The sequence below is a fragment of the Haloactinomyces albus genome (assembly GCF_031458135.1).
GTDB classification, from domain to species: Bacteria; Actinomycetota; Actinomycetes; order Mycobacteriales; family Pseudonocardiaceae; genus Haloactinomyces; species Haloactinomyces albus.
This window is the reverse complement of the sequence record NZ_JAVDXW010000002.1, coordinates 149083-162338: the sequence shown is the minus strand read 5'-3', so window position 1 is coordinate 162338 and position 13256 is coordinate 149083. Positions and strand designations below refer to the sequence as shown.

The following is a 13256-nucleotide window of genomic DNA, read 5'->3' as shown; positions in this document are numbered from 1 at the left end:
CCGACCAGGGCCGCTTGGTGGGGTGACCGGGCGAATAAGGAACCTCCGGGAGTGACCGAATCTCCCGGAGGTTCCTTCGTGCGTTTCCTTACCCGCCGAGCCGGCGGCGTAGCTGGTCGTAAACCCCTTCGCGGGAGCCGATCGTGGCGAGGCGTTCGCGGGCTGTTTCCAGGTCGGCGAGGTCTTCGAGCTCTTCGAGGAGTTGGGCGGCTTGGGCGGAGACGACGGCGGCGGCGCGGCGGCCGTGCTTGGTCAGGTAGGTGATCTCGCCGGTGTACTCGGCGCGGTCGGTGACTGGGCCGATGTCGGTGCGTGCGGAGGAGACGGGCATCTCAACGGACACGTTCTTAACGTGCATTACGTGCCATATGGATGTGCCAGGCTTGCCCGGCTCTGCTTGCTGTGGCGCCGAGTGCGGGCACGGTGTCGTCATCCACGCGCAATCTGCCTTGGCCTGCCAATTCGTCGACTCCCGTGGAGGTCGGCATGGCTCGCCGGTGTTCAGGGTTCGGCAAGGTGGGTGGGAATCCGTACGGGCTCAGGAGGTCTTTGACGGTTCGTTCTCGGGAGATGCTTGACCGTTTTGGACGTTCGTGATCGTGTCCGAGGGTGGATCAGCAGGCGTTGGTGGAGTTTCGGTATCGCGCGGTGTGCGAGGTGCTGTTCGAAACGATCTGTCGGCACAACGGCCATCACCCAGCGCCTGACCAAACCTCGCTCACCAACCACGACCGGCAAGATCGAACGGTTCCACAAGACACTCCGGGCCGAATTCCTCGACCGCGTCGCCCCGTTCGAATCCCTCGACGCCGCGCAAGCCGCAGTCGACGTCTGGATCGAGGGCTACAACCATCAGCGCCCGCACCGATCACTGGACATGGCAACTCCGGCCAACCTGTTCCGCCCGAACGGCCCCACACGCATCGACAGCCCCCCAACCCCGGCCGACCGAAACCGAGGCTCCCGCGCCCTTGGTAGTCGATGTCATCGAGCCCCCTACGCAGGCCCCCAGCCCGCCGGCGGTGGAGTTCGACCTTCGGGTCCCGCCCAGCGGTGAAACGAGCCTCATCTCGGGCAAACAAACGCTCTCCCCGCACCACAGCCTGGCCGGACGGACCGTGAACATCTGGGCTGACCTGCGCAGCATCCACATCACCCTGGACGGGAACCTGCTGCGCACCGTCTCCTCCCTCCCGAGGTCACACACCGCCGAACTCCCGTCCCTGCGGGTTGCGTCCGAAGTCGACAGTGTCGAGCATCCGAGTTTCGTGGCGACGCAGGCCAAACGCATACGCGGTCTTGAACATCACCGCATCGCGGAACGCCGGCAACCAGCCCTTCCGGCCGACGCTGCGAATCCGATCACCTGCTCGTCGGCATGGTCAAGAAGTCGATGAGCTCGTTGCGCGTGAGGGCCCGCTTGCCCGCGTCCTCTTCGGCCTCGGTGACATGCACGGCGGTGTTCCACTCGTGCACGACCTGGACAGGATGGGTGCCGAACCGCTGCTCGCACTCATCCGACCAGCCATAGGCAGGGTCGATGATGTAGGCGCAGAACGACTGCACCGCTTCCTGGTAGTTGCGCAGCGTCGAGCGCTTGAGGTTCCGCACTGCCCGCAGGTCACCCAGCCACTCGTCGACCATCTGCGCCGACCAGTGCCACGGGAACGCATCGGCGTGGCGGGCGAACGCTTCCAGGACCTGCTCCCGCCCGTTGATCGTCGAGATCGCCAGGTTCCGCGCCAACTGCTGGTTGCGCTACCGTCCCGCATCGCAGTGAACACCTGCTCCTCGGGCCGCAGTAGCGAAAGACCATCAACCAGCTGCAGTCCTGCCGACCCCGGTGCCAGCCTGTCTTGCCCATCCCACCGCAACCCTCCGTCACCTACATCAGACGGAGGGATCTTTCACCAGAAGCAATCACCCTGGCAAGCGAGCAGTTCACAGGCTTGCTGCCGACGCTGAATCCGGTGGCCGGCAAGCTCGGGCACAACTCCGCACCCGGTCACTGAGCTCCAGCTCAGGCAAGGCGACATCGCCTCCCGACCTGCGATGTGCTCACCAGTCGGAGTTCTACATCCGATGAAATTGCGGCCACAAGATCAAACGTCAGATGTACGGACGCGCAGCCTTCACCCTCCTCCGCCACCGCATACTGCTCGGCTAATGCTACCCAGCCTCACCACCGAATGTGAGCCAGAGCCATTCCTCTGACAGTCCCACCCGGGGAGCAGTTCTTCAGGGCACACGTGGGGGACATTTTGTTAGAAAAGGCGAACTTCGGCTGAGAAGGCGCCTGACGGAGCCGTTCGGCGGCTGGGTTTGGCCCTTCGTAGAGGATTGGGGTCCACTCGTTCGCAACTCATTGTCCCCTACGAGAAACGAGTGGCATGTTGTAACCTACCGCGCCCGCTTGGAACGCCTCGGTTCCGCACCGGCAACTCCTCCCCGCCACAAGACCGTCGTCCACTCGAAGTCGGCATGACGCCGGTCTCGATCTCGACGGCGCGAAGCATGCGCCGAACACCGCAAAGGAACGGATTGTGACCACATCGGAAGCTGCCACGGCAGAGTACGCCAGACACGCGAATGAGGAACCCGAGCCGGTTTCGGGGCCGCTGTCCGGTGACCCCGCACTCATCGGTGTTCCCACGTTCATCGTCGGTTCGATCGCACTCGGCATGACCCTCGTCGGATTCGTGCCCGCCGAGGCGGTCGGAGCGCCGGTGGCGATCATCCTGGCTGCCACTGGAATCGGCCAGCTCGTCGCCGCGATCTGGGCGGCCGGGCTCGGCCAGAGCGCCGTCGCGTCCATTTTCGGAATCTTCAGCGGATTTTGGCTGAGCTACGGCTTTCTCGTGCTCGGGTTGACCCACGAATGGTTCGGGGTTCCCGCGGAGGCCGCGACAGCCACCCAGGCCCTGTTCCTGACCTCGTGGGCGATTATGGTGGGGCTCCTGACGCTGGCGTCGCTGCGCCTGCCCGCCGCGTACCCCTTGCTGTTCGGGCTGATCACCACCGCGCTCGTCGTCGTCCTGCTCGCGACGGTGCAGGGATCCGCGGGATTGCAGGCCGTCGGCGGATACGTGGTCTTCACCTTCGCCGCGCTGGGCTGCTACCTGTTCTTCCACGTGATGTCGGTGGCCACCGGGGGGCGCGGACTGCCGCTGGGCAGTCCGGTCCTGGGCGACTGAGCCCGGGAAGCGTGGAGGCGGCCTCACGCCGCCTCCGCGCTTCTGCGCGTCCGTCGAATCTCCGCCGCACGAGCGGGATTCCTCAGTGGCTGCGGGCCATCCACTCGGTGAGGTGCGGGGACACCTCACCGACAGTTACGCTCGGACCGTGGCCGGGGTGCACGACCGTGTGCTCCGACAGCGTGAGCAGACGGTCCCAGATCGACTCGACGATCACGTCGAAGTCGGAGAACGAGCGCCCGGTCGCGCCGGGCCCGTCGGCGAACAGAGTGTCACCGGTGAACACCACCCCGAGCTCGCGCGAGTGCAGGCACACCGAACCCGGTGCGTGCCCGGGGGTATGCAGCACCTGCAGGCTGACTCCGCCCACCTCGAGGACCTGCTCGTCGGCGGAGTACCGGTCCGGCCCGCGGTCGGGGTGGACCAGGTTCCACAGCGGCAGGTCGTCGGGGTGCAGAAAGACCGGAGCGCCGACCGCGTCGGCCAGTTCCGGCGCCCTGCGCACGTGATCGTCGTGGGCGTGGGTCGCCAGCACCGCCTGCACGGTGCGCCCGCTGACCATATCCAGGATGGATGGCGGTGACGTCGTGCGGAGCGTCGATGACGATGCACTCGCGGTCGTCGCCGACGATCCAGACGTTGTTGTCGACCTCGTGGGTCTGGCCGTCGAGGGAGAACGTGCCCGATGTCGTCGTGTGGTCGATCCGGGCGGTCATAGCAGCACCACCATCGCCGCCAGCAGCTCCTCGCCGCATTTCCATCCTTGCGAACGCTCCTTTCCACGTGCTCGAAGGCACCCTCGCCGGCGAATCGCGGCGAGGGTGCCTTCGAACGTCTCCGAGGGCTCCGACGACGACCCCGAAGGGCCGCGAGCCCAGCCGGACGTCAGCTGCTCGGCAGTGCGGGTGGCTCGCTGGAGCACTCGTAGGCCGCCAGCTGGTCGATCCTGCGCTGGTGGCGGCCGCCCTCGAACTCGGTGCTCAAGAACGCGTCCACGATGCGATCGGCCTCCTCGACCGGGTGCATCCGGGCGCCGATGCCCGCCAGCAGCGCGTCGTTGTGCTTGCGGGCGAGCTCGGCGATCTCAACGCTCCAGGTCAGCGCTGCCCGGGCACCGGGAACCTTGTTCGCGGCGATCTGCTCGCCGTTGCCGGAACCCCCGATGACGATGCCGAGGCTGTCCTCGTCCGCGACGACCCGCCGCGCCGCTTCGACGCAGAACGGCGGGTAGTCGTCCTCGGCGTCGTAGGCGGTTGGCCCGACGTCGGTGACCTTGTGGCCGAGGTCGGCCAGTCGTTTGACGAAGTGGTTCTTGAGCTCGAGTCCGGCGTGATCGGAACCTAGGTAGACGTGCACGGAAAGCTCCTCCGCAGTGATGGATGACGGTGGTAGCCCCGCTCGCGCGGGGCCGGAGCGTCAGCTCGACCGGGCGTTGCTCAGCGAGCGCCGAGCGGCCTCGACGACCTTCTCGGGAGTGAAGCCGAACTCGGCGAACAGCGTCTGGTAATCGGCCGAGGCACCGAAGTGTTCCAGCGAGACGATCTCACCCGCGTCACCGACGAAGCGGTGCCAGCCCTGGGCGATACCGGCTTCCACGGCCACCCGCGCGCGCACCGCCGGGGGCAGCACCGCGCGGCGGTAGGACTCGTCCTGCGCGTCGAACCACTCCACGCACGGCATGGACACCACGCGGGTGGCGACGCTCTCGGACTCCAGGACCTTCCTGGCGGCCACGGCCAGCTGCACCTCGGAGCCGGTCGCGATCAGCACCAACTCGGGCTCGCCGGACGAGGCCTCGGCGAGCACGTAGCCACCGCGGGACACGCCTTCCGGATCCGTGCCCTTGAACGTCGGCACCGCTTGGCGGGTCAGCGCCAGCCCTGTGGGGCCGTCGGAGTGCTCCAGCGCGGTCTTCCACGCCGCGGCGGTTTCGTTGGCGTCGGCAGGGCGCGCGATCGCCAGTCCCGGGATGGCGCGCAGGCTGGACAGGTGCTCGACGGGCTGGTGCGTCGGTCCGTCCTCACCCAGGCCGATCGAGTCGTGCGTCCAGACGTAGATCACCGGTTGGTGCATCAGCGCCGCGAGCCGCACGGCGGGGCGCATGTAGTCGCTGAAGACCATGAACGTACCGCCGTAGGGACGGGTCCCGCCGTGCAGCGCGATGCCGTTGAGGATCGAGCCCATCGCGTGCTCACGGATGCCGAAGTGCAGCGTGCGGCCGTAGGGGTTGGCGCTCCAGGTGCTGGTGGAGATGCTCTCCGGGCCGAACGAATCCGCGCCCTTCATCGTGGTGTTGTTGCTCTCCGCCAGGTCGGCGGAGCCGCCCCACAGCTCCGGGAGCACGTCGGCCAGGTGGGCCAGGACCTCGGCCGAGGCCTTGCGGGTCGCGACTCCCTTGTCGTCGGGTTCCCAGCTCGGCAGCTTGTCGGCCCACCCGGTGGGCAGCTCGCGCGCCTGCATCCGGTCCAGCAGCGCCTTGCGCTCCGGGTTGGCCCCGGCCCACGCGTCGAAGGCGACCTGCCACTTCTCGCGGAGGGCTCGGCCGCGCTCGCCGACCGCTCGGGTGTGGTCCAGGACCTCGTCGTCGACCTGGAACGACCGCTTGGGATCGAAGCCGAGCAGCTTCTTGACCTCGGCGACCTCCTCGGCGCCGAGCGCGGCGCCGTGCGCCTTGCCGGAGTTCATCTTGGTCGGTGCGGGATAGCCGATGACCGTGCGCAGCACGATCATGGTCGGCCGTTCGGTCTCCGCCCGGGCGGCTTTGAGGGCGTCGAGGAGGTCGGTGATGCGCTCGCCGCCGTGGACGGTGATCACGTGCCAGCCGTAGGCCTCGTAGCGCTTGGCGGTGTCCTCGGACAGCGCGATGTGGGTGTCGTCCTCGATGGAGATCTCGTTGGCGTCGTAGAGCACCGTGAGGTTGCCCAGCTGCTGGGTGCCCGCCAGCGAGGACGCCTCGGAGGTCACGCCCTCCTCGATGTCGCCGTCGGAGGCGATCACGTAGATCTGGTGGTCGAAGATGCTCTCACCGGGCGCGGATTCGGGGTCGAACAGGCCGCGCTCGCGCCGGGCCGTCATGGCCATGCCCACCGCGGTGGCCAGACCCTGCCCCAGCGGGCCGGTCGTGGTCTCCACGCCGCTGGTGTGCCCGTACTCGGGGTGCCCAGGGGTCAGCGATCCCCAGGTGCGCAGCGCCTTGATGTCGTCGATCTCCAGCCCGTAGCCGGACAGGAACAGCTGCAGGTACAGGGTCAGGCTCGAGTGCCCGGCCGAGAGCACGAACCGGTCACGGCCGAGCCAGCTCGGGTCATTCGGGTCGTGGCGCATGACGTGCTGGAACAGCGCATAGGCGGTCGGTGCCAGGCTCATCGCGGTGCCCGGGTGGCCGCTTCCGCACTGCTCCACCGCGTCGGCGGCCAGCACGCGGGCGGTGTTGATCGCCCGCACGTCCAGATCGGTCCAATCGGCGGGGGCGGCGGCGGTCGTCAAGCGGGTGATGTCGTCGCTCACGCGACGGTTGGCTTCGTTCGCGGTCATGGACGCGCACTCCTGATGCTCGTGGTTGCTCGCGGTGCTTCGTGAGGGCTTGCAGGGATGGCGGCGCGCTACGCGGGCCACAGCCGCGAGTGCTCGGGGTGGTCGTCGTCGATCAGGCGGTGCGCCAAGGCGATCGCCTCGTTCAGGTCGGCATTGTGCAGCGCGGGCTCGGAGCGGGCGATTCCTTCGAGGAAGTTGGACAGCCCTTCCGCCGCGGCGGCGGGCAGGCCGTCGCCGCGGCCGACGCCGCGCACATATCGCCGCCGCAACACCGCAGCGGCATCCAGCAGCAAGGAACGTTGCGCTTGGTACAGCGCTATTTCGTTGAGCGCCATGACACTTTCCCTTCCTCTCACGAAAGTCTTCCGTGGACGCCGCTCGCGATCACGGTTCGGGCGGCGGAGGCGCCATGGCGCGGTGCAGCTCGGCCACCGCGGCTTTCTTCCCGCCCGGGTGGGAGAGAACGGCGGAGCCCGCGACGAGGAGCTCGGCTCCCGCGTACCAGGCCGCCTTGGCGGTGGCGGTGGAGATCCCACCGTCCACCTCGATCTTCACCGCGCGCCCGGAGCGGCCCACCAGCGCCCGCATCTCGGAGACCTTCTCTTCCATCGCGGGGATGTACTTCTGCCCGCCGAAGCCCGGGTTGACGGTCATGATCACGATCTCGTCGAGGTGATCGAGCACGTAGCGGACGAAGTCGAGCGGGGTGGACGGGTTGACGGCCACGCCGGCCTGCGCCCCGAGCTCGCGAATCGTGGCGAGCGTCCGCAGCAGGTGCGGGCAGGTCTCGGCGTGCACGATGATGGTCTCGCAACCGGCCGCGACGAAGTCGGCCAGCATTGGGTCCGGATCCTGCACCATGAGGTGGGCCTCGAACGGCATGTTGCTGTACTTCCGGCAGGCCGCCACCACATCCGGGCCGAACGTCATGTTGGGCACGAAGCGCCGGTCCATGACGTCCCACTGGATACGGCCGACTCCCGCGGCGGTGAGACTCGCGACCTCGTTCCCGAGATGCGCGTAGTCGGCGCCGAGGACCGAACCCACGATCACCGGTTCGTCCGACGACCAGCCCGGGGCGGGATGCCGCGCGCCCGCACGCAAGGTCGTTCCTGGCTGATCAACCATCGAGCCATCCTCCCGATCACTTGTCCGGTTTACTCGAGTCGGCGTCCCGCGGAGATCGGTGAGGGCGAAGCCACCCAGCCCGCCTGAGGTCGCTACTTCGAAGTTCGGACGGTTCCAAGAGCGCAATTCGAAGCAGGGCAACTCCGCAGCCGCGGTCCCGCTCGACAAATGGTGGCGACCATTGTCGGCGGTGACCGCGAACTGCGTCGTCGCTTGCCCGAATCGAATTTCGGTCACCCCTACCGGAGAGGTGAAATGGTGTCAGGGGTCGCGAAGAACGAACCGGCCCCTTCCACCTCCCACGAATGTGCTGTGCTTTCGGTCAGCGGATCTGGCTCTTGAGGGCCTTGGCGGCCGCGGCCGGGTCCTTGGCGCTGCGGATCGCACCGCCGGCCACCGCGACGGTCGCCTCGGCGTCCTGCACCGCGGCGATGGTCTCGGCGGTGACGCCACCGGCGATCGAGAACGGAACGCCGGCCTGGCGGCCGTCCTCGAGCAGGGTCTCGATCGTGTAGCCGGGCTTGGCCTGCTCGTCAAGCCCGGCGTGGATCTCGACGAAGGACACGCCCATCTTCGAGACCTCGCGGATCCGGTCGACTCGGCCCTCCACGATGGTGATCATGTCGGCGACGACGTCCTTGCCGTGCTTCTTACCGGCGGCGACGGCCCCGCGCACGGTATCGTCGTCGGCCGCGCCCATGACGGTGACCAGGTCCGCGCCTGCGGAGAACGCGAGGTCGGCCTCCAGCTCACCGGCGTCGGCGGTCTTCATGTCGGCGAAAACGAGCTTGTCCGGGTGCGCGGCCTTGATCGCCGTGATCGCGGACAGGCCCTCGGCCTTGATCAGCGGGGTGCCCAGCTCGAGGACGTCCACGTAGTCCTTGGTCTGGTACGCCAGGGAAAGCGCGTCGCCGAGGGTGGCGACGTCCAATGCTACCTGCAGCTTCACGGTGTTCTCCTCGTCAGTGGTACTCGGTGGCGTTGCGGGTTTTCGGGCGCGGGTGGCCCTGCGCCGGGATCCACAATGCGGCGCACAATGCGGTCACCCGCATCCGGCTTTCCCGGATTCGGGGAAGAATGGTTGGTGGATCACGATGTCGTTCAGCAAGTACCGTTCCTCGAATCCTTCCGGCTGCTCGTTCTGGTGCTCCGCAGTTTTGCGTCGGGGTGAGAACGGGCAACGGCCTGTGACACTGCACGGATCTGTACGTCTAGTCAACCGCGGCTGAACGAACGGATGCCCAGAAAGCACAGACGGTGAGAACGCACTTCCAAATGGCATTTTCAATGGAGCCGCAAAATGGTGTTGCGATCCGGATGGACGCCGACGTATGATGGCTCCGTCCTAATCGACCGGGTGTTCTCGGAAGACGGGCCTGACTCTCCTGAAGCAGTCGAATATCGACCCGATCGAAGAGCGCAATTGGCGAGTCCAGGATTTCGACCCCGCCCAGCCGCGTGGCCTGGCGACCACCGCTCTTCGCGAAGAGGCCCATTGCTCCGGAAGCAGCCGGTCGGCCTCGAGCGGGGAGGTGCAGCAACTTTCGGCCTCGGCTCCGGCGGTTCGTCATGTCCGCCGAAGCACTGGCCGTTTCAGAAACCCCTGGGGCCTGTCAGAGTCTTGCCCCCCCGATTCTCGAAAGGAGGTGTATCCATGGAGTCCGTTGCCCCGCAGTGGGAAACGCCCCGGTTCGAGGAGATCGGGTGCGCGGCCGAGGTGACCATGTACGTCGCCCAGGTCGAGGACTGAGCCCGTCCGCCGGTTGACGGACGAGCGGTATCGCGGTGACCGTGGGCACCGGACTTCCGGTGCCCACGGTGTCGCGAACCGGCGCGAGATGCCATCCCCGGCCGTTCGCAGCCGGCGCCGACCCTCGCCAGATGCGGGTATTCCCACCGCCTCGCCGCCAAGCGATGCGTGGAGATCGACCATGACCAGCACTGACGCCGCCAGTTCGGCGCCCAGCCCGTTCGGCCCGCTGGTCGAGCTCACCTACGCGCGTGCCCGTTGCACTGCGCTTACTGCTCGAACCCGCTCAACCTCTCCGACTACCGAGACGAGCTGTCCACCGAGGACTGGAAGTGCGTGATCGGCGAGGCACACGAGCTGGGCGCGCTGCAGCTGCACCTGTCGGGCGGGGAGCCGCTGCAGCGTCGCGACATCGTCGAGATCGTGCGCTTCGGCAGCGAACTCGGATATACACCAACCTCATCACCAGCGCGCTCGGGCTCTCGCGTCGCCGTGCCAAGGAACTCCGCGGGGCCGGACTGGGCCCCGTGTAGATCAGCGTGCAGCCCGACGAGCCGGTCAGACCCCTTTCGCGCGGAGGTCAAGGAGCTCGGCTGGCCGCTGACGGTCAACGTGGTGCTGCACCGGCAGAACGTTGACCGCATCGGCGAGATCATCGAGCTGACCGAGCGGCTGCGAGCCGACCAGGTCGAGCTCGCGATCACCCAGTACTACGGCTGGGCCTGGTGCAACCGGGACGCGCCGCTGCCCACCCGCGCCCAGTTCGAGCGAGCCGAGCCGATCTGCGCGAGCAGCGGGAACGCTTGCAGCACATGGAGATCATCCACGTGCTGCCGGACTACTACAGCCAGCACCCGAAGGCCTGCATGGGCGGTGGGCGCAGTGGTAGCTCACCGTCGCGCCGGACGGCGACGCCCTGCCTGCCGCACAGTCGCTGCCTCTCCCCCGGGCGAGCGTGCGCGAGCCTCCCTGTCCTGGAGCTGGCGGGAATCCGAGCTGTTCAATGCCTTCCGCGGGACCGAGTGGATCTCGGACCCGTGCCGCAGCTCCTCGCGCCGGGACGTGGACTTCGGCGGCTGCCGCTGCCAGGCCTTCCGGACGACCGGGGACGCCACGCGCACCGACCCGGTCTGCCACCACTCGCCGGGCCGCGGACTCGTCGACGATGTGGTGCGCGCGGTCAACGAGACCAAGGAGGCCGTGGTCGGCGAGCTGGTCTCGCGCCCGCATCCGCGCAACCAGCGGTGAACACCACCGCGCAATGGATTCTTCCGCGAGGTCCGGCGAACGGCTTCGCGCCCCGGCCGCCCGCAGCCCAGAGCGGCGGCGGGTCCGGAACGGTCCACCCAAGCCGACCGGAGCCGCTGCTTTCCGCCGACGAAGAGCCCTTCACGGATCTCAACCACACCGCGCCGTCGGCGCGCGTCACCCCGCCCCGGAGCGCGACCACGGTGCTGTTGCCGAAGCACGCGCGTCTCGGTGACGTACCGCGGGACATCCGGAATTCCGGACGGTCGTCCGCGAGATTCCGCGCCCCGCGGACCGCTTGTGAAATCCTGCTGCCCTGGGCGGGGTGGCGAAACATCTTCCCAACGGGTTCGGGGCGTGCGGACAGCGGAATCGCCCCTGGTCGAATGCGATGATGATCGAATTGGAATTTCCGCGGATCCGTTTGATCCGCCCCCAAAACCGTTCGTACGACCCTGGTATCTCTTCGTGATGGCTATGTTGACTAGACGTACAGATCCGTGCAGTCTCTCATCACGGCATTCGTCCTGGCCGCGGTCTGTAAACCGAAGGGGTCCAGGGAAATACAGCGCTGCGCCGCGACTCGGCGGTCGCGCGCTGAACTGACGAATACATCCGATCGACCAGTGGAGTGTGCTCAGATGACGGGGACGGACACCGCTCAGGAGAATCTCGGCGACAAGCTGAATCCACCGCATTTCAATTACGCGACCATGGCCATCAGCACCGAGATGGACCAGATTCGCAAGGGCATCCAGCCCGCGGCGTGGGCTCGGGCCGGTGCGCTGCTGCTCAAGGCACCCACGGTGTTCACCGTCGGCACCGGGCGCAGCGGACTCGCCCTGCAGATGGCTGCGATGCGCTTCATGCACCTCGGGCTCAAGACCCACGTGGTGGGCGAGACGACCGCACCGGCGATCGGCTCCGGCGACATCTTGGTGGCCGCCTCGGGCTCCGGTTCGACGAAGCGCGTGGTGCAGGCGGCCGAGACCGCGCGCGCTCAGGGCGCGAACGTGGTGGCGCTGACCACCACTCCCGAGTCGGCGCTGGCCAAGATCGCGACCGAGGTTCTGGTGATCCCGGCCGCCGACAAGCAGGACTTCGACGGGACGACCTCCACCCAGTACTCGGGCAGCCTGTTCGAGCAGTCGGTCCTGCTGCTCACCGACGCGCTGTTCCACGCCCTGTGGCGCTCCAGCGGCACGCAGGCCCGCGAGCTGTGGCGGCTGCACGCGAATCTCGAGTGACCGGTCGCCGGCGGAATTCGCGGGAAGCGCATTCGATTCGCACATCACGCGTGGACAGGTGCTGGCCAAGGTCCGGAGCTGATCGCAGGGCTCGCTGATTTCGCAGGCCCTCCGCCGCCCTGAGGCAGACGACGAGACAAGGAGCCCGAGATGCAGCGCCAGAACGAGACCGCACCGAGCACCAACATCCGCACGCTGGAGTCGGTGGCCCTGTCCGCCACCAGCAGCGCGGCGGTGGCCAGCCACGGCTGGGTCGGGCGGCATGACAAGAAGGCCGCCGACGCCGCGGCGACCGAGGCCATGCGCCGGGTGCTGGCCGACGCCCCCGGCCGGGGCACCGTGGTCATCGGGGAGGGCGAGAAGGACGAGGCCCCGATGCTGTTTAACGGCGAGACCGTGGGCAACGGCCAGGGCGTCGAGTTCGACATCGCCGTGGACCCGCTCGAGGGCACCTCGTTCTGCGCGAAGAACCTGCCGGGCTCGATGGCCACCATCAGCTTCGCCGAATCCGGGACCATGTGGTCGCCGGGGCCCGGGTTCTACATGGACAAGATCGTGGTGCCGCCGCAGGCCAAGGGCCTCGTCGATCTCGCCGACGCCCCGGAGCGCACCCTGGGCAAGGTTGCCAAGGCCCTCGGCAAGCAGGTCGGCGAGCTGCGCGTGGTCATCATGGACAAACCGCGGCACCAGGACCTGATCAAGCGGGTACTGAAGGCGGGCGCGGCCGTGCACGCGCCCGCGGAGGGCGACGTCGGCGGCAGCCTCGAGGTGCTGCTGCCGACCGGCCCCGCCGACCTGCTCCTCGGAATCGGGGGCACGCCGGAGGGCGTGATGACCGCTGCGGCGGTCCGCGCCCTGGGCGGTGACATGCTCGGTCGACTCGCTCCACAGCGCAACGAGGAGGCCGAGGCAATCCGTGCCGCCGGCATGGACCTCGAGCGCATCTACACCTGCGACGAGCTGGTCGGCGGCGGCGCCCTGTTCGCGGCCACCGGTGTCACCGGTGGAGCGCTGCTGAGCGAGCCCCGGGACTCCGACGGCGCGATTCTCACGGAATCCCTGCTCATCTCCAGCGGTGAGGTGCGCCGCGTCTCGCACACCACCTTCGGCTCCATGCCGCGGATGACGCCTTGAAGCGCGGTCCCTCCCCAGCAC

General features: G+C 67.8%; 12 protein-coding genes and 2 pseudogenes. 6 read left to right on the top strand and 8 right to left on the bottom strand.

What is annotated here, in order from left to right; genetic code table 11:
• Nucleotides 1-88: 88 nt before the first annotated feature.
• Nucleotides 89-343, bottom strand: a complete 255-nt coding sequence (locus tag JOF55_RS23630; protein ID WP_310278900.1) for a type II toxin-antitoxin system prevent-host-death family antitoxin — start codon at nucleotides 341-343, stop codon at nucleotides 89-91.
• Between the two features lie 231 nt (nucleotides 344-574).
• Here JOF55_RS23630 and JOF55_RS24645 point away from each other — a divergent pair, with 231 nt between their 5' ends.
• Nucleotides 575-1057 carry an integrase core domain-containing protein gene (locus JOF55_RS24645; RefSeq protein WP_374727601.1) on the top strand — a complete coding sequence of 161 codons (483 nt, stop codon included), beginning with the start codon at nucleotides 575-577 and terminating at the stop codon, nucleotides 1055-1057.
• 151 nt (nucleotides 1058-1208) lie between these two features.
• Here the strand turns inward: JOF55_RS24645 and JOF55_RS23615 are convergent.
• Nucleotides 1209-1784: pseudogene (locus tag JOF55_RS23615) on the bottom strand (site-specific integrase); the annotation flags it as partial.
• 759 nt (nucleotides 1785-2543) lie between these two features.
• On the opposite strand from JOF55_RS23615, the gene JOF55_RS23610 reads away from it, so the two are divergent.
• A complete protein-coding gene (locus JOF55_RS23610; protein WP_310278886.1) occupies nucleotides 2544-3194 on the top strand; it encodes a GPR1/FUN34/YaaH family transporter in 651 nt (216 codons plus the stop codon).
• Nucleotides 3195-3276: 82 nt separating this feature from the next.
• Here JOF55_RS23610 and JOF55_RS23605 read toward each other — a convergent pair.
• The 6 genes and pseudogenes from JOF55_RS23605 to hxlA all read right to left on the bottom strand — a co-directional run bounded on the left by JOF55_RS23605 (nucleotide 3277) and on the right by hxlA (nucleotide 8805).
• Nucleotides 3277-3910, bottom strand: a pseudogene (locus tag JOF55_RS23605) (MBL fold metallo-hydrolase).
• A gap of 169 nt (nucleotides 3911-4079) precedes the next feature.
• Nucleotides 4080-4550, bottom strand: a complete 471-nt coding sequence (locus tag JOF55_RS23600; RefSeq protein WP_310278881.1) for a ribose-5-phosphate isomerase — start codon at nucleotides 4548-4550, stop codon at nucleotides 4080-4082.
• Nucleotides 4551-4610: 60 nt separating this feature from the next.
• A complete protein-coding gene (tkt, locus tag JOF55_RS23595; RefSeq protein WP_310278879.1) occupies nucleotides 4611-6728 on the bottom strand; it encodes a transketolase in 2118 nt (705 codons plus the stop codon).
• A gap of 68 nt (nucleotides 6729-6796) precedes the next feature.
• Nucleotides 6797-7063: a hypothetical protein gene (locus JOF55_RS23590; protein ID WP_310278875.1), complete on the bottom strand. Its 267-nt coding sequence runs from the start codon at nucleotides 7061-7063 to the stop codon at nucleotides 6797-6799.
• A gap of 49 nt (nucleotides 7064-7112) precedes the next feature.
• Nucleotides 7113-7856: a ribulose-phosphate 3-epimerase gene (gene rpe / locus JOF55_RS23585; RefSeq protein WP_310278872.1), complete on the bottom strand. Its 744-nt coding sequence runs from the start codon at nucleotides 7854-7856 to the stop codon at nucleotides 7113-7115.
• A 322-nt stretch (nucleotides 7857-8178) separates the two neighbouring features.
• The gene (gene hxlA, locus JOF55_RS23580; RefSeq protein ID WP_310278869.1) at nucleotides 8179-8805 is read right to left on the bottom strand and encodes a 3-hexulose-6-phosphate synthase; all 627 of its coding nucleotides are present in this window, start codon (nucleotides 8803-8805) and stop codon (nucleotides 8179-8181) included.
• A 705-nt stretch (nucleotides 8806-9510) separates the two neighbouring features.
• Here hxlA and pqqA point away from each other — a divergent pair.
• From pqqA to glpX, 4 genes are all read left to right on the top strand, one after another.
• The gene (pqqA, locus tag JOF55_RS23575) at nucleotides 9511-9606 is read left to right on the top strand and encodes a pyrroloquinoline quinone precursor peptide PqqA (RefSeq protein WP_310278867.1); all 96 of its coding nucleotides are present in this window, start codon (nucleotides 9511-9513) and stop codon (nucleotides 9604-9606) included.
• Between the two features lie 258 nt (nucleotides 9607-9864).
• Nucleotides 9865-10854, top strand: a complete 990-nt coding sequence (locus JOF55_RS23570) for a pyrroloquinoline quinone biosynthesis protein PqqE (RefSeq protein WP_310278864.1) — start codon at nucleotides 9865-9867, stop codon at nucleotides 10852-10854.
• A gap of 713 nt (nucleotides 10855-11567) precedes the next feature.
• Entirely contained in the window at nucleotides 11568-12101 is a 534-nt protein-coding gene (gene hxlB, locus JOF55_RS23565; RefSeq protein ID WP_374727614.1) for a 6-phospho-3-hexuloisomerase, read from the top strand.
• 150 nt (nucleotides 12102-12251) lie between these two features.
• Nucleotides 12252-13235, top strand: a complete 984-nt coding sequence (glpX, locus tag JOF55_RS23560) for a class II fructose-bisphosphatase (protein ID WP_310278858.1) — start codon at nucleotides 12252-12254, stop codon at nucleotides 13233-13235.
• Nucleotides 13236-13256: the final 21 nt, after the last annotated feature.

What these genes read in the sequence shown, in the direction of transcription:
- glpX (WP_310278858.1), top strand. Translation starts at nt 12,252, where the DNA reads ATGCAGCGCCAGAACGAGACCGCACCGAGCACCAACATCCGCACGCTG.
- hxlB (WP_374727614.1), top strand. Translation starts at nt 11,568, where the DNA reads ATGGCCATCAGCACCGAGATGGACCAGATTCGCAAGGGCATCCAGCCC.
- tkt (WP_310278879.1), bottom strand. Translation starts at nt 6,728, where the DNA reads ATGACCGCGAACGAAGCCAACCGTCGCGTGAGCGACGACATCACCCGC.
- pqqA (WP_310278867.1), top strand. Translation starts at nt 9,511, where the DNA reads ATGGAGTCCGTTGCCCCGCAGTGGGAAACGCCCCGGTTCGAGGAGATC.
- JOF55_RS23590 (WP_310278875.1), bottom strand. Translation starts at nt 7,063, where the DNA reads ATGGCGCTCAACGAAATAGCGCTGTACCAAGCGCAACGTTCCTTGCTG.
- rpe (WP_310278872.1), bottom strand. Translation starts at nt 7,856, where the DNA reads ATGGTTGATCAGCCAGGAACGACCTTGCGTGCGGGCGCGCGGCATCCC.